The organism is Streptomyces sp. NPDC031554, from assembly GCF_055580685.1.
Map to the genome: position 1 here is coordinate 535,476 of NZ_JBVIKX010000005.1, position 24,104 is coordinate 559,579.

At 72.1% G+C, this 24,104-nt stretch carries 26 protein-coding genes; 16 read left to right on the plus strand and 10 right to left on the minus strand.

Annotated elements, in window-relative coordinates:
• The first annotated feature begins 3 nt into the window (after window positions 1-3).
• The 4 genes from ybeY to ACZ5FU_RS17070 are packed head-to-tail and all read left to right on the plus strand — an operon-like array spanning window position 4 to window position 2,555.
• Window positions 4-501 carry an rRNA maturation RNase YbeY gene (gene ybeY, locus ACZ5FU_RS17055; protein ID WP_366057447.1) on the plus strand — a complete coding sequence of 166 codons (498 nt, stop codon included), beginning with the start codon at window positions 4-6 and terminating at the stop codon, window positions 499-501.
• Complete coding sequence (locus ACZ5FU_RS17060) at window positions 498-1,793, plus strand: hemolysin family protein (protein ID WP_451528260.1); 1,296 nt, start codon at window positions 498-500, stop codon at window positions 1,791-1,793. Before ybeY ends, ACZ5FU_RS17060 begins: the two co-directional genes overlap by 4 nt.
• Window positions 1,790-2,149 carry an MmcQ/YjbR family DNA-binding protein gene (locus ACZ5FU_RS17065; RefSeq protein WP_451528261.1) on the plus strand — a complete coding sequence of 120 codons (360 nt, stop codon included), beginning with the start codon at window positions 1,790-1,792 and terminating at the stop codon, window positions 2,147-2,149. The genes ACZ5FU_RS17060 and ACZ5FU_RS17065 overlap by 4 nt, the downstream gene beginning before the upstream one ends.
• A gap of 52 nt (window positions 2,150-2,201) precedes the next feature.
• A complete protein-coding gene (locus ACZ5FU_RS17070) occupies window positions 2,202-2,555 on the plus strand; it encodes a cytidine deaminase (RefSeq protein ID WP_451528262.1) in 354 nt (117 codons plus the stop codon).
• A gap of 225 nt (window positions 2,556-2,780) precedes the next feature.
• Here the strand turns inward: ACZ5FU_RS17070 and ACZ5FU_RS17075 are convergent, their stop codons facing one another.
• Window positions 2,781-3,119 (minus strand): P-II family nitrogen regulator, encoded by a 339-nt coding sequence (locus ACZ5FU_RS17075; protein ID WP_451528263.1) that lies wholly within the window; start codon window positions 3,117-3,119, stop codon window positions 2,781-2,783.
• The gene (locus ACZ5FU_RS17080) at window positions 3,116-4,426 is read right to left on the minus strand and encodes an ammonium transporter (RefSeq protein WP_451528264.1); all 1,311 of its coding nucleotides are present in this window, start codon (window positions 4,424-4,426) and stop codon (window positions 3,116-3,118) included. The genes ACZ5FU_RS17075 and ACZ5FU_RS17080 overlap by 4 nt, the downstream gene beginning before the upstream one ends.
• A gap of 174 nt (window positions 4,427-4,600) precedes the next feature.
• Between ACZ5FU_RS17080 and era the strand changes: the two genes are divergently transcribed.
• Complete coding sequence (gene era, locus ACZ5FU_RS17085) at window positions 4,601-5,554, plus strand: GTPase Era (protein WP_451775712.1); 954 nt, start codon at window positions 4,601-4,603, stop codon at window positions 5,552-5,554.
• Between the two features lie 60 nt (window positions 5,555-5,614).
• Here the strand turns inward: era and ACZ5FU_RS17090 are convergent, their stop codons facing one another.
• From ACZ5FU_RS17090 to ACZ5FU_RS17100, 3 genes are read right to left on the minus strand one after another with little or no spacing between them, the layout of a single operon-like run.
• Window positions 5,615-6,994 (minus strand): GH1 family beta-glucosidase, encoded by a 1,380-nt coding sequence (locus ACZ5FU_RS17090; RefSeq protein ID WP_451530137.1) that lies wholly within the window; start codon window positions 6,992-6,994, stop codon window positions 5,615-5,617.
• Window positions 6,995-7,052: 58 nt separating this feature from the next.
• On the minus strand, window positions 7,053-7,319 hold the full coding sequence (locus ACZ5FU_RS17095; RefSeq protein ID WP_469045494.1) for a protealysin inhibitor emfourin: 267 nt from the start codon (window positions 7,317-7,319) through the stop codon (window positions 7,053-7,055).
• A 20-nt stretch (window positions 7,320-7,339) separates the two neighbouring features.
• Window positions 7,340-8,410, minus strand: a complete 1,071-nt coding sequence (locus ACZ5FU_RS17100) for a M4 family metallopeptidase (protein ID WP_468642795.1) — start codon at window positions 8,408-8,410, stop codon at window positions 7,340-7,342.
• A 319-nt stretch (window positions 8,411-8,729) separates the two neighbouring features.
• Between ACZ5FU_RS17100 and leuA the strand changes: the two genes are divergently transcribed.
• Window positions 8,730-10,451: a 2-isopropylmalate synthase gene (gene leuA, locus ACZ5FU_RS17105; protein WP_451530134.1), complete on the plus strand. Its 1,722-nt coding sequence runs from the start codon at window positions 8,730-8,732 to the stop codon at window positions 10,449-10,451.
• Window positions 10,452-10,637: 186 nt separating this feature from the next.
• Entirely contained in the window at window positions 10,638-11,333 is a 696-nt protein-coding gene (locus ACZ5FU_RS17110; RefSeq protein ID WP_451530133.1) for a TerB family tellurite resistance protein, read from the plus strand.
• 139 nt (window positions 11,334-11,472) lie between these two features.
• On the opposite strand, the gene ACZ5FU_RS17115 is transcribed toward ACZ5FU_RS17110, so the two are convergent.
• The gene (locus tag ACZ5FU_RS17115; protein ID WP_451530132.1) at window positions 11,473-12,399 is read right to left on the minus strand and encodes a hypothetical protein; all 927 of its coding nucleotides are present in this window, start codon (window positions 12,397-12,399) and stop codon (window positions 11,473-11,475) included.
• On the minus strand, window positions 12,396-12,926 hold the full coding sequence (locus ACZ5FU_RS17120) for a SigE family RNA polymerase sigma factor (protein WP_451530131.1): 531 nt from the start codon (window positions 12,924-12,926) through the stop codon (window positions 12,396-12,398). The genes ACZ5FU_RS17115 and ACZ5FU_RS17120 overlap by 4 nt, the downstream gene beginning before the upstream one ends.
• Before the next feature lie 77 nt (window positions 12,927-13,003).
• Here ACZ5FU_RS17120 and ACZ5FU_RS17125 point away from each other — a divergent pair, with 77 nt between their 5' ends.
• On the plus strand, window positions 13,004-13,477 hold the full coding sequence (locus tag ACZ5FU_RS17125) for a phosphatase domain-containing protein (protein WP_451530141.1): 474 nt from the start codon (window positions 13,004-13,006) through the stop codon (window positions 13,475-13,477).
• Here ACZ5FU_RS17125 and ACZ5FU_RS17130 read toward each other — a convergent pair.
• Window positions 13,458-13,928, minus strand: a complete 471-nt coding sequence (locus tag ACZ5FU_RS17130) for a GNAT family N-acetyltransferase (protein WP_451530130.1) — start codon at window positions 13,926-13,928, stop codon at window positions 13,458-13,460. The two genes, ACZ5FU_RS17125 and ACZ5FU_RS17130, sit on opposite strands and share 20 nt — an antisense overlap.
• Window positions 13,929-14,137: 209 nt before the next feature.
• Between ACZ5FU_RS17130 and ACZ5FU_RS17135 the strand changes: the two genes are divergently transcribed.
• The 6 genes from ACZ5FU_RS17135 to ACZ5FU_RS17160 all read left to right on the plus strand — a co-directional run bounded on the left by ACZ5FU_RS17135 (window position 14,138) and on the right by ACZ5FU_RS17160 (window position 20,834).
• Window positions 14,138-14,935 (plus strand): SCO2525 family SAM-dependent methyltransferase, encoded by a 798-nt coding sequence (locus tag ACZ5FU_RS17135; RefSeq protein ID WP_451530129.1) that lies wholly within the window; start codon window positions 14,138-14,140, stop codon window positions 14,933-14,935.
• Window positions 14,936-15,005: 70 nt separating this feature from the next.
• Window positions 15,006-16,868 (plus strand): SCO2524 family protein, encoded by a 1,863-nt coding sequence (locus ACZ5FU_RS17140; RefSeq protein ID WP_469045495.1) that lies wholly within the window; start codon window positions 15,006-15,008, stop codon window positions 16,866-16,868.
• A gap of 2 nt (window positions 16,869-16,870) precedes the next feature.
• Window positions 16,871-17,791, plus strand: a complete 921-nt coding sequence (locus ACZ5FU_RS17145) for an SCO2523 family variant P-loop protein (protein ID WP_451530140.1) — start codon at window positions 16,871-16,873, stop codon at window positions 17,789-17,791.
• Window positions 17,788-18,774, plus strand: coding sequence for an SCO2522 family protein (locus ACZ5FU_RS17150; RefSeq protein ID WP_469045496.1), 987 nt, complete (start codon window positions 17,788-17,790; stop codon window positions 18,772-18,774). The genes ACZ5FU_RS17145 and ACZ5FU_RS17150 overlap by 4 nt, the downstream gene beginning before the upstream one ends.
• Window position 18,775: 1 nt before the next feature.
• Window positions 18,776-19,741 (plus strand): SCO2521 family protein, encoded by a 966-nt coding sequence (locus tag ACZ5FU_RS17155; RefSeq protein WP_451776227.1) that lies wholly within the window; start codon window positions 18,776-18,778, stop codon window positions 19,739-19,741.
• Between the two features lie 112 nt (window positions 19,742-19,853).
• Window positions 19,854-20,834, plus strand: a complete 981-nt coding sequence (locus ACZ5FU_RS17160) for a DUF6879 family protein (RefSeq protein ID WP_469045497.1) — start codon at window positions 19,854-19,856, stop codon at window positions 20,832-20,834.
• Window positions 20,835-20,873: 39 nt separating this feature from the next.
• Here ACZ5FU_RS17160 and bla read toward each other — a convergent pair whose 3' ends face one another.
• Window positions 20,874-21,773, minus strand: a complete 900-nt coding sequence (gene bla / locus ACZ5FU_RS17165) for a class A beta-lactamase (RefSeq protein WP_451530139.1) — start codon at window positions 21,771-21,773, stop codon at window positions 20,874-20,876.
• A gap of 176 nt (window positions 21,774-21,949) precedes the next feature.
• Here bla and recO point away from each other — a divergent pair, with 176 nt between their 5' ends.
• Window positions 21,950-22,696 carry a DNA repair protein RecO gene (gene recO / locus ACZ5FU_RS17170; protein ID WP_451530124.1) on the plus strand — a complete coding sequence of 249 codons (747 nt, stop codon included), beginning with the start codon at window positions 21,950-21,952 and terminating at the stop codon, window positions 22,694-22,696.
• Window positions 22,697-22,731: 35 nt separating this feature from the next.
• A complete protein-coding gene (locus ACZ5FU_RS17175; RefSeq protein ID WP_451530123.1) occupies window positions 22,732-23,586 on the plus strand; it encodes an isoprenyl transferase in 855 nt (284 codons plus the stop codon).
• 84 nt (window positions 23,587-23,670) lie between these two features.
• Here the strand turns inward: ACZ5FU_RS17175 and ACZ5FU_RS17180 are convergent, their stop codons facing one another.
• Complete coding sequence (locus tag ACZ5FU_RS17180; RefSeq protein WP_451530122.1) at window positions 23,671-24,081, minus strand: Fur family transcriptional regulator; 411 nt, start codon at window positions 24,079-24,081, stop codon at window positions 23,671-23,673.
• Window positions 24,082-24,104: the final 23 nt, after the last annotated feature.

Sequence of the window (24,104 nt, forward strand, 5' to 3'; positions counted from 1 at the left end):
ACCATGTCGATCGACGTCAACAACGAGTCCGGAACCGAGGTCGACGAGCAGGCGATCCTCGACATCGCCCGCTACGCCCTCGCGCGGATGCGCATCCACCCGCTCTCCGAGCTGTCGGTGATCGTCGTGGACGCCGACGCCATGGAGCAGCTGCACATCCAGTGGATGGACCTGCCGGGGCCGACGGACGTCATGTCCTTCCCGATGGACGAGCTGCGTCCGCCGTCGAAGGACGACGACGAGCCCCCGCAGGGACTGCTCGGCGACATCGTGCTGTGCCCCGAGGTCGCGAAGAAGCAGGGGGAGGAAGCGCCGACGCGGCACTCCATGGACGAGGAGCTCCAGCTGCTCACCGTCCATGGCGTGCTGCACCTGCTGGGCTACGACCACGAGGAGCCCGACGAGAAGGCCGAGATGTTCGGCCTGCAGGCGGCCATCGTGGACGGCTGGCGCGCGGAGAAGGGCCACACCGGCCCGTCCCCGGCCCCGACCGTGTCATGAGCCTTCCCCTCGTCCTCGGTGCGATCGCCCTGGTCGTCGTGGCGTGGCTCGCCGCCTGCGCGGAGGCCGGCCTCGCGCGCGTCTCCAGTTTCCGCGCCGAGGAGGCCGTCCGCTCCGGGCGGCGCGGCAGCGCGAAACTCGCGCAGGTCGCGGCCGACCCGACCCGCTATCTCAACGTGGCGCTGCTGGTCCGCGTGGTCTGCGAGATGGCGGCGGCCGCGCTGGTCACCCACGCCTGTCTGCGGACGATCGACGGCACGACGCCCGCGCTGCTCGCCGCGATCGGCGTGATGGTCCTGGTGTCGTACGTCGCGGTGGGCGTCTCCCCGCGCACCATCGGTCGCCAGCACCCGCTGAACACGGCGACGGCGGCGGCGTACGTGCTGCTGCCGCTGGCGCGGATCATGGGCCCGATCCCGTCGCTGCTGATCCTCATCGGCAACGCGCTCACGCCCGGCAAGGGCTTCAGGCGCGGCCCGTTCGCCTCCGAGGCGGAGCTGCGCGCGCTGGTCGACCTCGCGGAGAAGGAGTCGCTGATCGAGGACGACGAGCGCCGGATGGTGCACTCGGTCTTCGAACTGGGCGACACGCTCGTGCGCGAGGTCATGGTGCCCAGGACCGACCTGGTCGTCATCGAGCGGTACAAGACGATCCGGCAGGCCCTCACCCTGGCGCTGCGCTCCGGCTTCTCGCGGATACCCGTCACCGGGGAGAGCGAGGACGACATCGTCGGGATCGTGTACCTCAAGGACCTGGTCCGCAGGACGCACATCAGCCGGGAGTCGGAGAGCGACCTGGTGTCGACGGCGATGCGGCCCGCCGCGTTCGTCCCCGACACCAAGAACGCCGGCGACCTGCTGCGCGAGATGCAGCAGGAGCGCAACCACGTCGCCGTGGTCATCGACGAGTACGGCGGCACCGCGGGCATCGTCACCATCGAGGACATCCTCGAGGAGATCGTCGGGGAGATCACCGACGAGTACGACCGGGAACTCCCGCCCGTGGAGGAACTGGGCGACGGCCGCCACCGGGTCACCGCACGCCTGGACATCACCGACCTCGGCGAGCTGTACGGCCTGGAGGAGTACGACGACGAGGACGTGGAGACCGTCGGCGGACTGCTCGCGAAGGCGCTGGGCAGGGTGCCGATCGCCGGTGCCTCCTCGACCGTCGACCTGCCCGACGGCCGTGTCCTGCGGCTGACGGCGGAGGCCGCGGCCGGTCGCCGGAACAAGATCGTCACGGTGCTGGTGGAGCCGGTGGAACCCCCGAAGGACGGGGCGGCGGAGTGACCCCGCGGGAACTGCGCGCCCTGTGCCTGTCGTTCGAGGCGGCGGTGGAGGACTTCCCCTTCCGCCCGGAGATCTCGGTCTTCAAGGTCGCGGGCAGACTCTTCGCGCTGACGGCCCTGGACGCGGAGCCCCTGACGGTGAACCTCAAGTGCGACCCGCAGGACGCGGTCCGGCTGCGCGGGGAGCACCCCGGCCTGGTCGTCCCGGGCCACCACATGAACAAACGGCACTGGAACACGGTGACCGCGGACGGCGGCCTCCCGGACCGGCTGGTCCGGGAGCTGGTCGAGGACTCCTACGACCTGGTGGTGGCCGGCCTGCCGCGCGCCGAGCGGCTCCGCCTCGACCGGCCCTGAGACCCCCCGCCCCTGCGCGTCCGCCGGGCCGGCCCCTTCGTATGCTCGGGGGATGACCGACATCAACGCGCTTGGTCCCGAGGACCGCAAGATCGTCACCCTGGCCCGTTCGGCGCGGGCCCGCAACGGCGTGGCCGAGGGGGCCGCCGTACGGGACGAGACGGGACGCACCTACGTCGCCGGGACGGTGGACCTGCCGTCGCTGAAGCTGAGCGCGGTGCGGACGGCGGTCGCGATGGCCGTGGCGTCGGGGGCGCGGTCGCTGGAGGCGGCGGCGGTGGTGACGTCCGCGGAGGGCGCCGCAGAGGCGGACCTGGCCGCGGTCGCGGACCTCGGCGGGCCGGGGACGCCGCTGCTGGTGGCCGCGCCCGACGGGACGGTGCGGCTCAGCGCCTCCGCCGGCTGAGACGGACGTCCGCGGCGGGTGCGGGCCGCCGCCCGGACGGCGCGACCGACTCACCGGACCTCGGCGTACGCACCCCGACCGGACCGGACCTCGGCGTACGCACCCCGACCGGACCGGCGCGACGCCGGCCGCGCGGGGCGGGGACGCCCGGGAGTCGGCGGGCACGCCCCTCCCCACGCGGCCCCGGCCGGTGGCCGCGGCCGACGTTCCCCGTCGGGCCGCCGGTCAGAGCGCGTCGGGTCCGCGCTCGCCGGTGCGGACCCGGACGACCGTCTCGACCGGCACGGCCCACACCTTCCCGTCGCCGATCTTCCCCGTCCGGGCGGCCCCGACGATCGCGTCGAGGACGGTCTCGGAGTCCGCGTCCTCGACGACGACCTCGATCCGGACCTTCGGGACGAGATCGACCCGGTACTCGGCCCCGCGGTACACCTCGGTGTGGCCGTGCTGGCGGCCGTAGCCGCTGGCCTCGGTGACGGTCAGACCGTGCACGCCCAGTTCCTGGAGCGCGGTCTTGACCTCGTCGAGGCGGTACGGCTTCACGATCGCGGTGATGAGCTTCATGCCTGGGGCTTGACCTTCCGGACGGAGGGGACGGGGGACGCGCCGACCGGGGCGCCGTGGCCGAGGACGCCGTGATCGTATGCGGTCTCGGCGTGCACCGCGAGGTCCAGCCCGGTGTGCTCGTGCTCCTCGTCGGCCCGCAGGCCGAGCGTGCGGTGGAGCAGCCGGGCGATGCCGTACGTCATGAGGAAGGCGTACGCGCCGACGGCGAGGACGGCCACGGACTGCCTGCCGAGCTGGGCGAGGCCGCCGCCGTCGAGCAGGCCCCGCGGGCCGCCGGTCATCGACTCGACGGCGAAGACGCCGATGAGCAGGGTGCCGATGATCCCGCCGACCAGGTGGACGCCGACCACGTCGAGGGAGTCGTCGTAGCCGAACCGGAACTTCCAGCTCACGGCGTAGGAGCAGACCACGCCGGCGGCGAGGCCGACGGCCAGGGCGCCGAGCAGGGAGACCGAGCCGCAGGCCGGGGTGACGGCGACCAGCCCCGCGACGGCGCCGGAGGCCGCGCCCAGGGTCGTGGGGTGTCCGTCGCGCTTCTGCTCGACGAAGAGCCAGCCCAGCAGGCCGGTGCAGCCGGCGGCCAGGGTGTTGAGGAAGACGGCGGCCGCGAGGCCGTTCGCGCCGAGGGCCGAGCCCGCGTTGAAGCCGAACCAGCCGAACCAGAGCAGGCCCGCGCCCAGCACGACCATGGGGAGGTTGTGCGGACGCATGGCGTCCTTCCCGAAGCCGAGGCGCGGGCCGAGGACCAGGCACAGCGCCAGGCCGGAGGCGCCCGAGGTGATCTCCACGGGGAGCCCGCCGGCGAAGTCGAGCGCCCCGAGAGCGTTCAGGATCCAGCCGTCCGGCCCCCACGCCCAGTGCGCGACCGGAACGTACACCAGGAGCGTCCAGAGGGGCACGAAGACCAGCCAGGCCCCGAATTTCGCGCGGTCCGCGACCGCGCCGCTGATCAGGGCCGCCGTGACGACGGCGAACGTGAGCTGGAAGGTGGCGAACAGCAGGGTCGGCACGGTGCCCCGCACGCTGTCCGGGCCGAGGCCGGCCATCCCGGCGTGCTCCAGGGTGCCGACGAGTCCGCCGCCGGCGTCGGGTCCGAAGGCGAGGGAGTATCCGGCGGTCAGCCACACGACGGTGACCAGCGCGATCGACACGAAGCTCATCATCAGCATGTTGAGGACGCTCTTCGTGCGGACCATGCCGCCGTAGAACAGGGCGAGGCCCGGTGTCATCAGCAGGACCAGTGCGGTGGCGGCGAGCAGCCAGGCGGTGTCGCCGGTGTCGATCCGAGCGGCGGCGAGGGTCACGGTCGTCTCCAACGGTGCGGGGGCTCGTCAGAGGGTCACGGGCACGCGTTTCCGCGCGTGCACGGGGGTGTTTCCGGGACGTTTCGTTGCGTACGGGTTTCCGGACGCTCACGTCCGGGGGTGCTCTCGGGCGGTTGTGCGGCAGGGCTTCGTGGATCAGGGAGAATGGGCGGCATGAGCGTTCGTACCCAGTCATCCGAGCAGCCGGCCGAGGCCGCCCACCGGGCCGGTTTCGCCTGTTTCGTCGGTCGCCCCAACGCGGGCAAGTCCACCCTCACGAACGCTCTGGTCGGGAAGAAGGTGGCGATCACCTCCAACCGTCCGCAGACCACCCGGCACACGGTGCGGGGCATCGTGCACCGGCCGGACGCGCAGCTGATCCTCGTGGACACCCCCGGCCTCCACAAGCCGCGCACCCTGCTGGGCGAGCGGCTCAACGACGTCGTGCGCACCACCTGGGCGGAGGTCGACGTCATCGGCTTCTGCCTGCCGGCCAACGAGAAGCTGGGCCCCGGCGACCGCTTCATCGCCAAGGAGCTGGCCGGGATCAAGCGGACGCCGAAGGTCGCGGTCGTGACGAAGACCGACCTCGTCGACTCCAAGGCGCTCGCCGAGCAGCTGATCGCCATCGACCAGCTCGGCAAGGAGCTGGGCATCGAGTGGGCCGAGATCGTGCCCGTCTCCGCCGTCGGGGACCAGCAGGTCGAACTGCTCGCCGACCTGCTGATCCCGATGATGCCCGAGAGCCCGCCGCTGTACCCCGAGGGCGACCTGACGGACGAGCCCGAGCAGGTGATGGTCGCCGAGCTGATCCGCGAGGCGGCCCTGGAGGGCGTCCGCGACGAACTGCCGCACTCCATCGCGGTGGTCGTGGAGGAGATGCTCCCGCGCGAGGACCGACCCGCGGACAAGCCACTCCTCGACGTCCACGCCAACATCTACATCGAGCGCCCCAGCCAGAAGGGCATCATCATCGGCCCGAAGGGCAAGCGCCTGAAGGACGTCGGCATCAAGTCCCGCAAGCAGATCGAGGCGCTCCTGGGGACGGCCGTCTTCCTGGACCTGCACGTGAAGGTCGCCAAGGACTGGCAGCGGGACCCCAAGCAGCTGCGGAAGCTGGGGTTCTAGGGGGTGTTGCGAAAGTAGCGCCGTCTGCCCGAAGGGCAGACGGGACTTTCGCAACACGCCCTAGGAGCCGCCGACGGGCAGGCCCCCGCCGCCCCCGTCCCGGCCTCCGTCCCGCTGGGCCCGCAGGACGTCCCGCAGCCAGGCGTAGGAGGCCTTGGGGGTGCGCTTGAGCGCGCCGGAGTCGGAGAAGTCCACGTGGACCAGGCCGAAGCGGCGTTCGTAGCCCTGCGCCCACTCGAAGTTGTCCAGCAGCGACCACACGAAGTAGCCGCGCACGTCCACGCCCGCCTCCATCGCCCGGTGCAGGGCGCGCAGGTGCCCGTCGAGGTAGGCGATGCGGTCCTGGTCGTCGACGCCGGGGTAGCTGCACCCGTTCTCGGTGATGACGACCGGCGGGAGACGGTCGCCGTAGCGTCCGGCGAAGCCGGTCAGGAGTTCGGTCAGGCCTTCGGGAACCACGGGCCAGCCGAAGTCGGTGACCGGGACGCCCTCGATCTGCCGCACGGTGAAGGGCAGTCCGGCCGGGATGCGGACGCCGCCGAATTCGCTCCCGGTGTCCTGCGGGGCGCCGACGCGGGTGGGGGCGTAGTAGTTGACGCCGTAGAAGTCGAGGGGCTCGGCGATGACCTCCAGGTCGGCCGCCACGTCACCGGGCATCAGTTCGCCCAGCCCCTCCGGGTACGCGCCCAGCAGGAGCGGGTCCGCGAAGAGCCGGTTCAGCAGGACGTCGTAGAAGGCGGCGGCCTCCAGGTCGGCGGGCTCGGCGGAGGCGGGCCAGGTGGGGCCGTGGGAGTTGGCGATGCCGACGTCCCGGGCGCCCGCCGCCCGCAGCGCCCGGACGGCCAGACCGTGGGCGAGGAGCTGGTGGTGGGCGACCGGCAGCGCGTCGAACATCAGCCGCCGGCCGGGGGCGTGGGTGCCCAGGGCATGGCCCAGCAGGGTGTGTTCGGCGGGCTCGTTGAGGGTGATCCACCGCTGGACGCGGTCGCCGAGACGGTCCGCGACCACGGACACGTACGCGGCGAAGCGGTGCGCGGTGTCCCGCTCCAGCCAGTCCAGCCGGGCCGGCAGGTCCCAGTGGAAGAGCGTGGGCACCGGGCGCACGCCGGCCGCCAGCAGGTCGTCCACCAGCCGGTCGTAGAAGTCGAGGCCGCCGGGGGAGTTCACCCGCGGCCAGGAGACCGAGAAGCGGTACGCGTCCACGCCCAGGCCGGACAGGAGCGCCACGTCCTCGGCGTGGCGGTGGTAGTGGTCGCAGGCCACCGCGGCCGTGGAGCCGTCCGCGACCCGCCCGGGCCCGGCCGTGAAGACGTCCCAGACCGACTCCTCGCGCGTGTCCGCCGCGCCCTCGATCTGGTGGGCGGAGGTCGAGACACCCCACAGGAAGCCGGCCGGGAACCGGGGTACCGGGTGTGCCGTTCCGCGCGCGTCAGTCGCCATGGGCGAGATCATCCGTACCCCCGGTGAGGGAAGTCAACGCCCTTGTGGGAAAAGGCCGTTACGCGCCCTCCTTCAGTACGCGCGAGACCAGCTCGCGCTCCTGCGGGGTGAGCCGGGGGTCGGCCGCGTACACCGTCGCGCCGTCCACCGTGATCTCGTAACCGAACCCGTCCGGGACCCCGGCCGGGCGGGACCGCCGGCCGTCCGCCAGCACCCGCTCGGCCAGGACTTCCCAGGTGCGGGCGTCGGGCCGCCCCAAGGTGTCGACCCCGGCGGCGCGCTCGATGCCCGCGAAGCCGCCCGTGCGTCGTACGTGAATCCGCATGGACCGTGTCTAGTACGGATCTACGAGATCCGCACCCCCACCCGCTCCCACGCCTTCTCCACGGCCCGGAACTCCTCGCCGCCGTCGCCGAAGCGCTCGCGCGCGGCCTTCACGGTGAGCTTCGCGAAGTCGGTGAAGAACGCCCGCTCCGTCAGCTCGCCGCCGGTCAGCACGTCGTACCAGATCCGGCCGGCCTTCTCCCAGGCGAAGCCGCCGAGGGCGGTGGCGGCCAGGTAGAACGCGTGGTTGGGGATGCCCGAGTTGATGTGGACGCCGCCGTTGTCCCGGCCGGTGCGCACGTAGTCGTCCATGGTCGCGGGCTGCGGGTCCTTGCCGAGCACGTCGTCGTCGTACGCGGTGCCGGGCGCCTTCATGGAGCGCAGGGCCCGGCCGGTCACGTCCGGGGCGAGCAGCTCGGCGCCGATCAGCCAGTCGGCCTCGGCGGCGGTCTGGCCCAGCGAGTACTGCTTGACGAGCACGCCGAAGACGTCGGACATCGACTCGTTGAGGGCGCCCGGCTGGCCGTAGTAGGTCAGGTTCGCGGTGTACTGGGTGACGCCGTGGGCGAGTTCGTGGCCGATCACGTCGAGGGAGTTGGTGAAGTCGACGAAGAGCTCGCCGTCGCCGTCGCCGAACACCATCTGCTCGCCGTTCCAGAAGGCGTTGTTGTAGTCCTCGTCGTAGTGGACGGTGGCGTCCAGGGGCAGGCCGTCGCCGTCGATCGAGTGGCGGCCGTACGCCGTGAGGAAGTGCTCGAAGGTGGCGCCGAGACCGGCGTGGGCGCGGTTCACCGTGGCGTCCCCGCCCGGCTCGTCGCCCTCGCCGCGGACCTTGGTGCCGGGCAGCTCGGTGCCGTGCCCGGCGTCGTACACGGTGCGCAGCGGCCGGTCCGAGGGCGCCCTGACGGCCGGGGCGGCCGCGAGGCGGAACTCGCTGGTCACACGGCGCCGCGAGCGCAGTTCGTCGTCGCGCAGCAGGGTGCGCCGCGCCGGTCCGGAGAGTGCGGGGTCGTCGCTGCGCGCCAGGCGGTCCAGGACGTGGGGCGGTACGACGGTGCAGAAGACGGGCTCGAAGCCCCCGTGGGTCGTCATGTCCGGCACCTTCGCACCGTGTGACCGCACTGTCACCACTCGCAACCATGATTGGTGAAATACGGTGACAAAGGACCTCTCTCCATGGACGCGAGTGGTATACGGCACTTTTTGTCCGGTTGATCCGACCGGTCCCGCATACTGGAACGGTCCCGCGCGCCCCGTGGGGCTCGGCTAAAGTGCGGAGCACTATGCGTTTCGGGCTGCTTCTCCTTAGCTGCCGCGGCGAGGGCCTGTAGTCGAGGCCGACCCCCTCCCCGCGGAGCTTCGTGTTGCGTCGTCGGCCGTCCTTCCGGACATCCTGAGGAGCCCCGCAGAGATGGCGAACCGCCAGCAGCCCAGCACCATGCCGATCCACAAGTACGGGCAGTACGACCAGGTCGACATCCCCGACCGCACCTGGCCGGACAACCGGATCACCGTCGCCCCCCGCTGGCTCTCCACGGACCTGCGCGACGGCAACCAGGCCCTGATCGACCCGATGTCGCCCGAGCGCAAGCGCCGGATGTTCGACCAGCTGGTCGCCATGGGCTACAAGGAGATCGAGGTCGGCTTCCCCGCCTCCGGCCAGACCGACTTCGACTTCGTGCGCTCGATCATCGAGGAAGAGGGCGCGATCCCGGACGACGTCACGATCTCCGTACTGACCCAGGCCCGCGAGGACCTGATCGAGCGGACCGTGGAGTCCCTGAAGGGCGCCCGGCGGGCCACCGTCCACCTGTACAACGCGACCGCGCCGGTCTTCCGACGGGTGGTCTTCCGCGGCTCCAAGGACGACATCAAGCAGATCGCCGTCGACGGCACCCGCCTGGTGATGGAGTACGCCGAGAAGCTGCTGGGGCCGGAGACGGAGTTCGGCTACCAGTACAGCCCGGAGATCTTCACCGACACCGAGCTGGACTTCGCGCTGGAGGTCTGCGAGGCGGTGATGGACGTCTACCAGCCCGGCCCGGGCCGCGAGATCATCCTGAACCTGCCGGCGACGGTCGAGCGTTCGACGCCCTCCACCCACGCCGACCGCTTCGAGTGGATGAGCCGCAATCTCTCCCGCCGCGAGTACGTCTGCGTCTCGGTCCACCCGCACAACGACCGCGGCACCGCCGTCGCCGCCGCCGAGCTGGCGCTGATGGCCGGCGCCGACCGCGTCGAGGGCTGCCTGTTCGGCCAGGGCGAGCGCACCGGCAACGTCGACCTGGTCACCCTGGGCATGAACCTGTTCTCGCAGGGCGTCGACCCGCAGATCGACTTCTCCGACATCGACGAGATCCGTCGTACGTGGGAGTACTGCAACCAGATGGAGGTCCACCCGCGCCACCCGTACGTGGGCGACCTGGTCTACACGTCCTTCTCCGGCTCCCACCAGGACGCCATCAAGAAGGGCTTCGACGCCATGGAGGCCGACGCGGCCGCGAAGGGCGTCACCGTCGACGACATCGAGTGGGCGGTCCCGTACCTGCCGATCGACCCGAAGGACGTCGGCCGTTCCTACGAGGCGGTCATCCGCGTCAACTCGCAGTCCGGCAAGGGCGGTATCGCCTACGTCCTGAAGAACGACCACAAGCTGGACCTGCCGCGCCGGATGCAGATCGAGTTCTCGAAGATCATCCAGGCCAAGACGGACGCCGAGGGCGGCGAGGTCACCGGCGGCGACATCTGGGCCACCTTCCAGGACGAGTACCTGCCCAACCCCGAGAACCCCTGGGGCCGCATCCAGGTGCGCACCGGCCAGTCGACCACCGACACCGACGGCGTGGACACCCTCACCGTCGAGGCGGTCGTCGACGGCGAGGAGACGGTCCTGTCCGGCTCGGGCAACGGTCCGATCTCGGCCTTCTTCGACGCCCTGGAATCCATCGGCGTCGACGTACGCCTGCTGGACTACCAGGAGCACACGATGAGCGAGGGCGCCTCCGCGCAGGCCGCCTCGTACATCGAGTGCGCCATCGGCGACAAGGTGCTGTGGGGCATCGGCATCGACGCCAACACCACGCGCGCCTCCCTGAAGGCGGTCGTCTCGGCCGTCAACCGCGCGACGCGCTGACCATCCGGACGGGGAGTTCCACGGCCCCGCCCGCCGGAGACGGCGGGCGGGGCTCCGTCGTATATCGGCCACCCGTCCGTGGAGGTCACGGAAAGGTCTCGTCCGGGGTGCTGACTCCGCCTCGGCGATGTGGCTAACATCACGAAAGCGCGCGGCGATGTTGCCGCGCGGTTACGGAGGTGCGACGTGCTGCCAGAACGGGGACGAGACGGCCGTGCCACCGGGCTTGCCCGCGTGCTGGGCCACCGCACCGCCTGGACCCCCGTCGGCGACGGCGAGTTCTTCTGCCCCGGCTGCGGCGGCGACCGCAACTACCAGCGGCTCACCGGCCGGCGCCGCTTCACCCTGCTGGGCGTACCCGTGCTGCCGCGCGGCGAGACCGGCCCCGTCGTGGAATGCGCCGCCTGCCGCGGCCACTTCGGCACCGACGCCCTCGACCACCCCACCACCACCCGCTTCTCCGCGATGCTCCGCGACGCCGTCCACACCGTCGCCCTCGCGGTCCTCTCGGCGAGCGGCCCCTGCGCCCGTACGTCCCTGGAGACGGCGGCGGTCGCGGTGCGCGCGGCCGGCTTCCCGGACTGCACCCGCGAGCAGCTCGCCGCCCTCGTCGACGCCCTCGCCGCCGACACCGGCCGCGTCCACGGCGAACCCTGCGCCCCCGGCCTGGCCATAGAGCTGCACGAGGCCCTCGACCCGCTCGCCCCGCACCTCGCCCCCGCCGGCCGCGAGTCCCTCCTCCTCCAGGGCGCCCGCATCGCCCTCGCCGACGGCCCCTACACCCCCGCCGAACGCGAGGTCCTCGCCACCGTCGGCACGGCCCTCACCCTCCGCGCGGACGACGTCACCCGCCTCCTGGCCGCGGCCCGCACACCCTCCTGACGCTCCCGCGGGAACGACGCGGCCCCCGCGGCCACCCGCTGGGCCGACCGGGCGCGGCTCGTCACCGTGGCGTACGCGTCGGGAACGGTGACGCCGGGGACGGCGGGCGCCGGTCCCGTCAGGGGCCGGCGCCCGCCCCCTACGGGAGTTTCCTGTCGTACGAGCCGTCCCGGTCGGAGTCGTAGACCAGCGTGCCGGCGCCGTCGTAGCCCTTGATGTGCGGGGCCCGCGTCACCTGCCGGTCGAGGACGCCGGCCGCGACGAACCAGCCCCCGTCCAGGGTCGCCGTGACGTCGCCGCCGCCGTAGGAGACGGTCACCTCGGCCACCGAGGGCTCGACCGTGCCGACGACCCCCCAGCGGAAGGGGAGTTTCCAGCGGCCCTTGTCCAGGAACGACTGCTGGTACAGCTTGCCGCCGTTGATGTCGGGGACGACCGGGCCGGTGGGGCCGGAGTCGGGCGAGCCGACGTTGATGCCGGTCACCTCCCCGTTCTTGACCGTGCAGATCAACCGGACATCGGTCTTCTCCTTGACCGCGACGACGAAGAAACCGTCGCCGGGCGTGTTGGTGTCGCCGGTGCTGCGCATCGCCAGCAGGATCCGGTAGTCCCCGGCCGCACCGAGGTAGTCCTTCTCCAGCCCGCCCGACGGCATCGCGTCGTCGTACGCGAGGCAATCGCGCAGGCCGTCCGCGGCCTGCCCGGACGTCACCCCGTCCAGCAGCCGGCCCGTACCGGCCGGCGACGCGCTCGGCCGCGGGGCCGGTGACGCGGTGAGGGTGTGCGGGGCGCCGGCCGTCGGCCCCGGTGCCGCCGTGTCGGCGCCCCGCCCCCCGTTCCCCCCGGCCACGGCGTACACCCCCGTCGGCACGGCGGCCAGCGTCATCAACGCCGCCCCCGCCACCACGGCACGCCGGCGCCGCTCCACCGCACCGCGCCGCCGGATCTCCGGCCAGGGCGCGGGCGAAGGCCGGACCGTGCGGGCGTCCTGCGCGAGCAGTTCCCGCACCCGCTCCTCGAAGTCCCGTTCGTCGAAATCCCGTTCGTCGGCCGTCCCGTCGTTCACTTTCCGCCTCCCCGCCCCGTCACCGCGCGGTCCTCGTGCACCAGACCCGGATGCGTCCGCAACTTCGCCAGCCCCTTGGAGGCCTGGCTCTTGACCGTGCCCGGCGAGCAGCCGAGCGCCTCGGCCACCTCCGCCTCGGACAGGTCCTCCCAGTACCGCAGGACCACCACCGCCCGCTGCCTGGCGGGCAGCCGGGCCAGCCCGTCGAGCAGGGAGCCGCGCTCCTCCACCCGTTTGACGGCCTCGTCGCGCCCCGCCCGCTCGGGCGGCGTCGCGGTCAGCGCCTCGGCCACCCGCCGCTTGCGGAACCGGTCGCTGTTGCAGCTGACCAGCATCCGCCGGACGTAGGCCTCCGGGTTGTCGCTGCGGGCTATCCGCCGCCACGACCGGTAGGCCTTCGCCAGAGCGGTCTGCGTCAGGTCCTCCGCGTGGTGCACGTCGCCCGTGAGCAGATACGCGGTCCGCACCAGCCGCGACCAGCGCGCTCTGACGAACTCCTGGAACTGGGCCTCGTGTTCGGCCTGCATCAAGCACCCTCCTCGCCCTCTGGACCACCGTTCGCCCCGAATCGGTTGCCCGGCCGGCGGGACCGGGTTCGAATGGGATCGTGCAGACGCGACAGGAGCCCTGGCCGACGGAACTGCCCGGCGTGCTCCGGCTGCCCTCCGGGCGGCTGGTGCGCGGCCGCGGACTGCGCCGGCCCCTCGACCCGGCGGCGCCGGTCCCCACGTACGGCCTCTACCTGCTCGGCGGCGAGCCGCCGGCGGTGCCGTGGGAGGCGCGCCGGATCCACTGGCCCGACTTCCGGCTGCCCGCCGACCGCGCCGACGCCCGCGCGGCGCTCATCGAGGCGTGGCGGCGGGCGGCCGGGGAGAGGCTGGAGGTCGCCTGCGGCGGCGGGCGCGGCCGTACGGGGACGGCGCTCGCCTGCCTGGCGGTGCTGGACGGCGTGCCGGCCGCCGGGGCGGTGGAGTTCGTGCGCCGGCACTACGACCGGCGTGCCGTGGAGACGCCCTGGCAGCGACGCTACGTGCGGCGGTTCGCCGGGCTCACGGCGTTCACAGGACGAGCGTCATGAGGAGGCGGTCCTCACCGGGGCCGAAGTAGTCCGGCCGGGGCCCGTCGGGGTCCGGGGCGAACCCCAGGGACCGGTACAGCGCGATCGCCGTGTCGTTGCGCGGCTCCACCGAGAGCGTGACGAGGCGCACGCCCCGGCCGCGGAGGTGGCCGAGGATCCGGGTCATCAACTGCCGTCCCAGTCCCTGGCGTTGCAGCGGTGGGGAGATGCCGAGGCTGAGGATCCAGCTGCGCGCCGCGTCCGGCGGCGTCGACAGCACGTATCCGCCGAGGTCCTCGCCCAGGTCCACGACGAACACGAAGTCCGGGAACGACGCCAGCAGCTGACGCAGCACGAAGTAGGGGTACGGCGCGGTCGGGAAGGCCTCCTCGTCGAGCCGGACGACACGGGGGAGGTCCTCCTCCGTGGCCGCTCTGATCCGTGACCGCCCCTCCTGGGGCGCCTGGCCCACGGCCGGACCGGCGGCCGGCCGGGAACGGTCTCGGGGCACCCGGGGGACCCCGGGAACCTGGGGAAGAGGAGTCATTCAGTCCCCTTGTGAAGGATCGACGAAATGAATGGCACGCGTGCTCGCTCTTGTCCGATATGCATACCCGACCGTCCATCATTGCCTGATGCACGCACTCCTTCAAGAGTGCGTCGTCCTGCTAGGCTGAACCAATGACCTCGGGATCGCCCACCGCCACCGAAAAGCTGAATGCCGATGTGCCCTGGGACGACTTCGATCCCGACGAGTACATCAAGCGCAATTACCTGGAGATCCAGCCCGTGGACAGGGCGATCCTCATCCGGGTCCGAGATCACTTCAATGATCACTTCGAGAAGCACGGCGGTCGCGGCGGCGCCGGTATCGACGTGGGCGCGGGGCCCAATCTCTATCCGGCCCTGGCGATGCTCCCCTGGTGTGGCCGGATCACGCTCCTGGAGCGGTCCGAGCGGAACCTCGACCACCTCCGCGGCCAGCTCTCCGGCTACGACGCCAACTGGGACCAGTTCTGGGAGGTCCTCACGACCGGCGCGCACGGCGAGGGCGCGGCCTACGCGGGTCTCGGCGCCGACCCCAGGAAGCGGTTCCGGGAAGCCGTCCGCGCCCCCAGGCCGGGCAGTCTCTTCGACCTCTGTGCCGAAAAACCCGCCTGGGACATCGGCACCATGTTCTTCGTCGCGGAATCCATCACCACCTCGCTCGAGGAATTCCGGCGGGGCGTGGGCTGTTTCATGAAGGCCCTGAAACCCGGCGCGCCTTTCGCCGCCGCTTTCATGGAGCATTCCGAGGGATATCGCGTGGGCGCGCAGGAGTTCCCGGCCCGCGATATCGACGAGGTGGAAGTGCGCACCGTTCTCACCCCGTACGCCGAAGCGGGCATGAAGATCTCCTGCCTCGACAACCCGAAGCAATTGGTGCGCCACGGATACACCGGAATGATTCTGGCCTGCGGCCGGCGAAGGAAAAAGTGACGTCCCGCGGTTCCACGACGGGGTGGACGGGTGGACCGTGCGGTGACGGGCCTGTGCGAGGGGAATGGGCATGCAGATCAAGCCGAGACAGAACCTGCTCGAGGTGTGGCAGGCGGTCGCCCGCCACTCCTTCGACGACGGTGCGTGGGAGTGGGGGGAGTCGGGCGGACTGAGCAGCGTCGCCGACGCCGAGCGGCTGCTCTGCCTGCTGTACCCGGCCACCGAGATCACCGCCTTCCGCCTCGACGACCCCGACACCACCCAGCGGGACGTGGAACGGTCGCTGAGGACCGCGGGCGACTCCAGCGAGATCCCCGAGAACCTGGTCAAGGTCCTCGCCGACTTCATGGAGAAGCACCGCGGCGAGGAGAACCCCACCTTCTCCGGCGGCCACTACTTCGCCGCCGAGAACCCGCAGCAGGAACTCACCAAGGAACAGCGGGACCTGGGGGTGGTCGACAGCTACTCCATGTCCGTCACCCTCTGCCTCGCCACCCTCGGCTTCCTCAAGGTCTACCGGGGCAAGACCCAGCGGACGAGCACGCTGCGGCAGATCGACCGGCTCCGGGACGCCACCAGCGCCCGGCTCACCGCCGCCATGGTCAGCCTGCTGCGCTCCTTCACCGTCAACGTCGTCGACGTCGCCTCCGACCAGGGGCAGTCCCTCACCCGGCTCCTCGGCCAGGGCCGGCTCTCCGAACGGCAGGTCCTCCAGCGCTTCCAGGACCGCTTCAAGGCCCTGCGCGCCGTCATCAGCGAGAGCGTCACCCTCGGTCTCGACACCGACGTCACCGACGCGCTGCGCAACGAGAACCGCCTCTTCGAGTGCGGCTGGGCGTGGAGCCTGGTGAAGGGCGCGCCCGACGTCGACGTGGAGCCGGCGACCGCCGAGGCCATCGGCAAACAGCCCGCCGGCGTCGCCCACCCCACGCCCTACCTGTACTTCACCGTGGTCGCCCTCGACGGCATCCCCGACCTGTTCTCCGAGCGCACCCTCGTCCTCGGCCTGCTCACCGCCGAACAGCAGAAGCTCGCCGACGCGCTGCGACTGCGCTGGGAGATCACCCAGCAGTACTGGTCGGCCGTCGCCCGCTTCGGCGACGGCGCCTGGCCGCTGGAGCAGATCCCCTGGCGCACCACGCTCCAGCAACTGGAGTCGGAGTACTTCTCCCTCTCCGTCGCCTCCATCCTCGTCCACGACCTGGTGCGCCGCCGCGCCACCGACGACGACCTCACCCGCACCGTCGCCGTCATGGAACGCCTCGCCGAACGCGGCCGGATCACCAGCGGCATGACCCGCGACGACGCCGCGGTCGGCCTGCACAACCCCGGTGTCACCCTGCCCCTGCTGGGCAGCGGGGCCGTCGGCCCGCCCATGAAGTGGACGATGACCGATTTCTCCGCCCAGCTGCTCAAACGGACCATCCAGCTCTGCTCGCTGTCCCGCAACATCGCCTCCCAGGACCGCCTGCTGCGGCTCGCCGAGGACATCCTCGACCACCTCTGGCAGCGCCGCATCGGCGAGGGACGGGGCGTCGGACTCTGGGACAACGTGCACGCCGTCTACCCCGAGTCCCCCGAACGCCAGGGCCCGGTGTCCTGGAGCATGACCGAGCGGGTCACCGAGTGCATGGTCGCCGCGCACGGCCTCTACGACCAGCCGCCCATCCGCAGTGCCGAACTCTCCCTGCTGGCCAGGGCGTTGATCAGCGAGTCGGCGCACCTCTTCGGCAAGGAGCAGATGCAGCAGCCCGCGCCCGCCCCCAAGAGCCCCCAGGGCGAGGAGATCAAGGGCATCGAGGCCGACCTGCGCCGCGCCCGCCTGCTCGTCGACGAACAGCCCGGCACGGCCTACGCGCTGGCCCTCGGCGTCCTCGGCCGGCTGGACACCCTCTCCCGGGCCCGCGGCGGCTTCGGCCACCAGGGGGTGTGAGCGTGCTCGTGTTCGCCGCCTCCGACAAGGGGGGCACCGGCCGGTCCGTGACCAGCGCCAACCTCGCCTACCACCGCGCGCTGGACGGGGACGACGTCTGCTACCTGGACTTCGACTTCGGCTCGCCCACCGCGGCCGCCGTCTTCGACCTGCCCGACGTCCTCTCCGAGGCCGAGGAGCGCGGCCTGCACTCCTACCTCAAGGGCAAGACCGGTGAACCCCTGCGCGTCGACGTCTGGTCGCGCACCGAGCACCCCGTGCTGCGCAGCCGGCCCGGCGGCTCGGGACGGCTCGTCCTGCTGCCCGGCGACCGCACCGGCGGAGAATTCGTCACCGACGAGGAGAACCTGCACCGCTGCGTCGATCTCGTCCTGCGACTGAAACGCGAATTCGACGTCATCATCGTGGACTTGAGCGCCGGACGCAGTTATGCGATGGACCTCGCTCTCGCCGCCACCTCACCCCGCGGCGGACTCGGCCGCCTGAAAACGCGCTGGCTCGTCTATCACCGCTGGACCCGCCAGCACGTCATGGCCGCCGCCGAACTCGTGTACGGGAAACAGGGCATTGTGAAGGCCGGCGTCGCGATGGGCCACGACACCGACGCGCTTTCCGCCTCGATCCGCTTCGTCCGCGCCGCCGTACCCGATCTCGACTCGCCGATGTGGTCCCAGGTCTCACCCGCGCAGTACGCGTGGATGCGGCAGTGCGACACCCTGCTGGAGGAGACCGCGGCCGGCCTCGGCATCGGCAAGACCCGCGTCCTGTCGTCCATTCCGCTGGAACCCGTCCTGCAGTGGCAGGAGCGGCTCATCACCGACGAGGACGTGCACGACCGGCGGATCGCCAACGTGGAGACCTGGCAGAAGATGGGCGAACTCGCCCAGCGCCTGACCGAGGACAAGCACTGGGGGCAACTGTGACCGGGCCGGAAACCGTCTTCCGGGAGACCAGCGCACAGCCGCGCACCGCGTCCGTGCCGTTCTCCCACCTCTCCCTGGAACTCGGCCACCTGTACATGGAGGACTTCGCCGAGGGCCCCGCCCGGCTGCGCCGCCACTTCGCCGCCGTACGGCCCTGGGTGGACGCCGCCCGCGCCTGCGTCGGCCCCCTGCCGGCCGGCACCCGGCCGCGGATCAGCACCTGCTTCCTCGTCGACGACTACTTCAGCCGGCTGTCCACCCCCGCCGAACTCGTACCGCCCCTGCTGGCGGCCGCCGCGGAGGCCGGGCTGAGCATCGACTACCTGGCCCGCGAGTCCGGCTGCGCCGTCGCCGAACCCGGTCACCGCGACCGCGCCGGACTCGCCGAGTCCGTCCTGCACCGGCTGGTGGAGTCCCCGCCGCCCGGCAGCAACGGCTTCCGCCCGCCCGTCAGCCGCTCCGGCTGGCTCACCAACGGCCGGCGCACCCCCTCGCACCGCACCTCCGCCGCCCTGGACGCCACCGGCACGGTGTGGGAGCCGCCCGGCGAGACCGGCGCCCGCGGCCACTCCGTCTTCGTCGACGTCGAACTGTGGAGCGGACCCGAGGACGAACGCCTCTGGTCCTGCGCCTTCCTCGCCTCCGTCTGGCAACTCGTCCGGCTCGGCCTGCTGCGCCACGACGGCCGGGCCGTGCTGACCCCCGAGCCCTGGGGCGACAAGGAGTTCCCCGCCGACTGGGACGCCCTGCCGCCGGTGGTGCGCCTCAACCCCCTGGCCGCGCCCTTCACCGCGTACGCCACCTGCAGCATCCTCCCGGCCCGCTTCCTGCCCGTCGAGCACGCCGTCCGCGTCGTCCTCGACCAGGTCCACGTCGAGTCCGAGGCGTTACGGCAGGTCGCCGAGCGGTCCGCAGCCGAGGGCCGGCCCGTCCCCACGGGCGTCGTGGACCGCACCTCCTACGTCTTCCCGCCGGGGCTGTGACATGAGCGGCCCGCAGGAGTCCACGGAGCCGGTCCTCGCCTGCGGCGAGGTCCGCACCTGCCTGCTGCCCACCCGCGAGGCCGTCGACGAGCGGGCCGCCGGAGAACTGCTGCGGCTGCGCGCCGACGAACGCGTCCGGCTCTCCCGGCGCCCCAACCGGCACGCCGTCTCCCCGGACGTCCTCACCGGCGTCGACTGCCGGCTGCCCACCGCGGGCGGTGCCAGGGTCCGCGCCGTCGGCACGGTGACCGCCCGCGCCGCCCTCGTCGAGGGCCGGGTCCTGCAGGCCGCCGCCCACTTCTCCGTCCCCGCCGACGGCCCCGACCGGCGGCAGCCCTGGGGCTACTACCTGGTGCGCCCCGGCGTCCTCGTCCCCGTCGGCAAGCTCTCCGCGCCGACCGTGGCCGAGGGCTTCCTGACCGGCCACCGGCAGGACGAACTGGACGTCGGCTCGATCGCCGAGAGCCTCCTCGCCCGGATCTCCCGGCAGCACCGGCTCCTCGACCACGACACCCCGCTCAACACCACCGACACCAGCCTGCGCTGGGCCGCCCTGCCGGCCGCCGACGGCGAGGCGGCCGCCCCGCGCTTCACCGTCGCCGACGACGGCCGGCGGGTCGTCGAACTGCGGCTGCCCCGCGGGACCCCGCCCGCCGCGGCGGCCGCGCTCTGCGAGGACCTCGCCCTGCACGACTGGCTGCTCACCACGGTCGCCGACAAGCTCGACGGCCTGCGGCTCGGCTCCGACGACGACCGGGCCGCGCTGAAGGTGCTCCGCCCGCTCGTCGACCACCTGCTGCACCTGTGGATGCCGCAGGCCCGCGTCGACCGCGGCCTGAACGCCCTGTGGCAGGCGCTGGAGGAGACACCGGGGTTCAGCAGACAGTGGACGAGCCTGGCCCAGCGCATCCGGGACCAGCTCGCCGTGCGTCTCCTCACCCGGAGCGACGCGCTGACCCCGTCCTGACGGCGGCACCGCGCGGCACCACCGCCGAGGACACGGCGACCGTCCGAGCACGATCCCCGGCACGACCCGACGCACGACCCGACGCATGATCCCAACGGGGGGAGAAAGAGAGATGAGCGCACCGACGAACGCGTACGTCCGAAGCGGCCGGCAGCGGCCCGACAACGACAGCGCACGTCAGCTCACGCTGAAACTCCTGGTCACCGTGGTGGTGGGCGGGGTGGTCTACGTCCTCACCAACGTCATGCTGCCGAAGGAGGAGGGTCCCTGGCAGCTCGTCCTGTCCGTGCTGTGCGGCGGCACGGTCCTGATCGTGCAGTTCATGGCGTCCTTCGTGAACCAGCTCAGCGAACTGAAGGACGTCGTGGAGAAGCGCTTCGCCGACATAGGCGAGGCCACCAAACTCTTCAACGAGGTGGAGAAACTGCGCGGCGACGGGGTGCCCCGGCTCGCCGAACACGCCACCAAGGTCGTCTCCATGGGACCCGACATCCTGCACGAGTTCGCGCACGAGGAGATCAACCGCCTCGCCGCGCAGATGGAGGACCTCACCAACCTCACCGCCGAGACGCCGGGCGAGAACCACGACTGGCTGATGACGCTGACCAAGTGCACCAGGCGCGGCATCGACGCCATCAGCACCAGCGTCGTCGACGACGGCTTCTGGTCCAGCGAACCCGCGAGCCGCTACCTCACCGCCCAGCGCGAGGCGATCACCGAACGGGGCGTCACCGTGCGGCGGCTGTTCATCGTCAAGGAACCCCAGGAGCGCTCCGCGCTGGCCCCCATCTGCGAGGAACAGCGCCAGATCGGCATCCAGGTCCGGGTGGTGGTCCTGGACCAGCTCCCGGCCCATCTGCGGCGCGGCAAGATGATCGACTGGATCGTCTTCGACGGGGCGCTGTCGTACGAGATCCACGCCGACCAGCTCAGCGTGAACTCCTCGACCACGGTGAACGCCCGCGCCGACGAGGTCCAGCCGCTGATCCGGCGCTTCGACCAGCTGTGGGACGCCTCCGCGGAGCTCTCCCCGAACGGCACGCCCGACACCGTGCCGGTGCTGACCCCGGGGGCCGACCCGGACGGCGACTGACGTGCCGTCCGGGCCCGCCTCCGGGGCGTCGGCGGTGCCTCAGCCGAGGGTCGCCGCCAGCAGCTCCGCCGTCTCGACGATCAGGCCGTGGTCGTAGGCAGCCTTCCGGTCCGGCATCGTGACCTGCACGACCAGCACGACGGGCGCGCCGTCGGGCGTCCAGGCGATCCCGGCGTCGTTGTTGGCGCCGTACCAGCCGCCGCCGGTCTTGTCCGCGAGCGTCCAGGTGGGCGGCAGGCCCGCCCGGAAGCGGTTGTCGCTGGTGCGGTTGGCGAGCATCCAGTCCGTCAGCCGTCGCCGGTCTCCGGTCGCCAGCGCGTCGCCCAGCACCAGCCGGGCGTAGGAGCGGCCGATCGCGTACGGGGTCGTGGTGTCCGTCACCCGCCACGGCTCGGCCGAGTTCAGGTCCGGCTCCCACCGGTCGAGCCGGGTGACCCGGTCCCCGATCGACCGGGCGAAGCGGGTGACGGCGGCCGGGCCGTCCGGGCCGCCCAGCTCGCGCATCAGCAGGTTGGCGGCCGTGTTGTCGCTGCGCCGGATCGCCGCGTCGCACAGCTCGGCCACGGTCATGCCGTCGGGCACGTGCAGTTCGGTGACGGGCGAGTTCTCCACCACGTCGTCGCCGGTGTAGTGGATGCGGCGGGCCAGGACCTCGCCGTCGTGGTCCAGGTCGCGCAGCACGGCGGCGACCGCGAGGACCTTGAAGAGGGAGCAGACCGGGAAGCGTTCGCCGGCGCGGTGGCGCACGGTGCGCCCGGTGCGCACGTTGTGCGCGAAGACGCCGAGGCGGGCGCCGTGCGCCTCCTCCAGGGCGCGCAGCCGGGCGGTGGCGCCGCCGGTGCCGTCGGCGGCCCGCGCCGGGCCGGCGCCCAGCAGGGAGGCCGCGGTGACGGCACCCGCGGTGGTGAGCAGAGTACGGCGGTTCGTCGAGCCTGAGATCGTTCTCTCCGTCCGTCGGTGACCGGTCGGGAAACCCCTGCGGTCGCGGGGGCCCCTTCCGTCACGGACGCCCCCTCCCGCCGCACGGTTGCACGGGCCGCCTTCCCGCCGGCGGCGCACCGCTCCCGCCGCGTGGGCGAGAATGGGGGCATGACTCCGTTCCGGGGAGGTGCGCGGTGAGTCTGTTCAGGGACGACGGCGTCGTGCTGCGCACCCAGAAACTCGGCGAGGCCGACCGCATCATCACGCTGCTCACGCGCGGCCACGGCCGGGTGCGGGCCGTCGCCCGCGGGGTGCGGCGGACCAAGTCCAAGTTCGGGGCCCGGCTGGAGCCGTTCTCGCACGTGGACGTGCAGTTCTTCGCGCGGGGCGGTGAACTGATCGGGCGCGGGCTCCCGCTCTGCACGCAGAGCGAGACCATCGCCCCGTACGGCGGCGGCATCGTCACCGACTACGCCCGCTACACCGCCGGCACGGCCATGCTGGAGACCGCCGAGCGGTTCACCGACCACGAGGGCGAACCGGCCGTGCAGCAGTACCTGCTGCTCGTCGGCGCCCTGCGCACCCTCGCCCGCGGCGAGCACGCCCCCCACCTGGTCCTGGACGCCTTCCTGCTGCGTTCCCTCGCCGTCAACGGCTACGCGCCCAGCTTCGGCGACTGCGCGAAGTGCGGCATGCCCGGCCCCAACCGGTTCTTCTCCGTCGCCTCCGGCGGCTCCGTCTGCGTCGACTGCCGGGTGCCCGGCAGCGTCGTACCCTCGCCGCAGGCCCTCGCACTGCTGGCGGCGCTGCTCACGGGAGACTGGGAGACCGCGGACGCCTGCGAGGCCCGGTACGTCAGGGAGGGCAACGGGCTGGTGTCCGCCTACCTGCACTGGCACCTGGAGCGCGGTCTGCGCTCCCTGCGGTACGTCGAGAAGTAGAAGCAAGCCGAAACGCAAGAGGAGACGAGAAGCACATGGCCGTACGCGGGTTCCTGGGGCGGCAGCGTCGGGAGTACAAGGCGCCGGAGCCGCACCCGTCCGGCGCCCGCGCGCCGAAGCTCCCCGGCGAGCTGGTCCCCGAGCACGTGGCGATCGTCATGGACGGCAACGGCCGCTGGGCCAAGGAGCGGGGCCTGCCGCGCACCGAGGGCCACAAGGTGGGTGCCGAGCGGGTGCTGGACGTCCTCCAGGGCGGCGTCGAGATCGGCGTGCGCAACATCTCCCTGTACGCCTTCTCCACCGAGAACTGGAAGCGCTCGCCCGAAGAGGTCCGCTTCCTGATGAACTTCAACCGCGACTTCATCCGCAAGTCCCGCGACCAGCTCGACGAGCTGGGCATCCGGGTGCGCTGGGTGGGCCGGATGCCCAAGCTGTGGAGGTCGGTCGCCAAGGAGCTCCAGATCGCGCAGGAGCAGACGAAGGACAACGACCGCCTCACGCTGTACTTCTGCATGAACTACGGCGGACGCGCGGAGATCGCCGACGCGGCGCAGGCCCTCGCGGAGGACGTGCGGGCGGGCCGGCTCGACCCGTCGAAGGTCAACGAGAAGACCCTGCAGAAGTACATGTACTACCCGGACATGCCGGACGTGGACCTGTTCCTGCGCCCGAGCGGCGAGCAGCGCACGTCCAACTACCTGCTGTGGCAGAGCGCCTACGCGGAGATGGTCTTCCAGGACGTCCTGTGGCCCGACTTCGACCGCCGCGACCTGTGGCGGGCCTGCCTGGAGTTCGCCTCCCGGGACCGCCGCTTCGGCGGCGCGATCCCGAACGAGGAGCTCCTGGCGATGGAGGGCCGGCAGGAGGAGGACGGCCCGTCCGGCGTCTGAGGACGAGGCCGTCCGGACCGGAGAAGGGGGGCCGGGGGCAGAGCCCCCGGGCGACCCCGTGACCCACCGGCGCCAGGAGCCCGCTCAGCCCGCGGCGCACTCCGCGCAGGTGCCGAAGATCTCCACCGTGTGGGCCACGTTCACGAACCCGTGTTCCGCGGCGATGGCCTCCGCCCACTTCTCCACCGCGGGCCCCTCGACCTCGACCGCCTTGCCGCAGGCGCGGCAGACGAGGTGGTGGTGGTGCTCGCCGGTGGAGCAGCGGCGGTAGACGGACTCGCCGTCGGAGGTGCGCAGCACGTCGACCTCGCCGGCGTCGGCGAGGGTCTGCAGGGTGCGGTAGACCGTGGTCAGCCCGACGGAGTCGCCCTTGTGCTTGAGCATGTCGTGGAGTTCCTGAGCGCTGCGGAACTCCTCGACCTCGTCGAGCGCCGCCGCCACGGCGGCACGCTGCCGGGTGGCCCGGCCCTTCACGGGCGATCCAGCGGTCGTCACCGTTGCCTCCTCGCGTCACGCTG

Excerpts from the sequence above, each read along its gene's own strand:
- ACZ5FU_RS17160 (WP_469045497.1), top strand. The coding sequence starts at position 19,854 with ATGAGCGCACCGACGAACGCGTACGTCCGAAGCGGCCGGCAGCGGCCC.
- leuA (WP_451530134.1), top strand. The coding sequence starts at position 8,730 with ATGGCGAACCGCCAGCAGCCCAGCACCATGCCGATCCACAAGTACGGG.
- ACZ5FU_RS17120 (WP_451530131.1), bottom strand. The coding sequence starts at position 12,926 with ATGCAGGCCGAACACGAGGCCCAGTTCCAGGAGTTCGTCAGAGCGCGC.
- ACZ5FU_RS17135 (WP_451530129.1), top strand. The coding sequence starts at position 14,138 with ATGACCTCGGGATCGCCCACCGCCACCGAAAAGCTGAATGCCGATGTG.
- ACZ5FU_RS17075 (WP_451528263.1), bottom strand. The coding sequence starts at position 3,119 with ATGAAGCTCATCACCGCGATCGTGAAGCCGTACCGCCTCGACGAGGTC.
- ACZ5FU_RS17100 (WP_468642795.1), bottom strand. The coding sequence starts at position 8,410 with ATGACGACCCACGGGGGCTTCGAGCCCGTCTTCTGCACCGTCGTACCG.
- ACZ5FU_RS17155 (WP_451776227.1), top strand. The coding sequence starts at position 18,776 with ATGAGCGGCCCGCAGGAGTCCACGGAGCCGGTCCTCGCCTGCGGCGAG.
- ACZ5FU_RS17060 (WP_451528260.1), top strand. The coding sequence starts at position 498 with ATGAGCCTTCCCCTCGTCCTCGGTGCGATCGCCCTGGTCGTCGTGGCG.
- ACZ5FU_RS17140 (WP_469045495.1), top strand. The coding sequence starts at position 15,006 with ATGCAGATCAAGCCGAGACAGAACCTGCTCGAGGTGTGGCAGGCGGTC.
- ACZ5FU_RS17095 (WP_469045494.1), bottom strand. The coding sequence starts at position 7,319 with ATGCGGATTCACGTACGACGCACGGGCGGCTTCGCGGGCATCGAGCGC.
- ACZ5FU_RS17070 (WP_451528262.1), top strand. The coding sequence starts at position 2,202 with ATGACCGACATCAACGCGCTTGGTCCCGAGGACCGCAAGATCGTCACC.
- ybeY (WP_366057447.1), top strand. The coding sequence starts at position 4 with ATGTCGATCGACGTCAACAACGAGTCCGGAACCGAGGTCGACGAGCAG.
- era (WP_451775712.1), top strand. The coding sequence starts at position 4,601 with ATGAGCGTTCGTACCCAGTCATCCGAGCAGCCGGCCGAGGCCGCCCAC.
- ACZ5FU_RS17175 (WP_451530123.1), top strand. The coding sequence starts at position 22,732 with ATGGCCGTACGCGGGTTCCTGGGGCGGCAGCGTCGGGAGTACAAGGCG.
- ACZ5FU_RS17090 (WP_451530137.1), bottom strand. The coding sequence starts at position 6,994 with ATGGCGACTGACGCGCGCGGAACGGCACACCCGGTACCCCGGTTCCCG.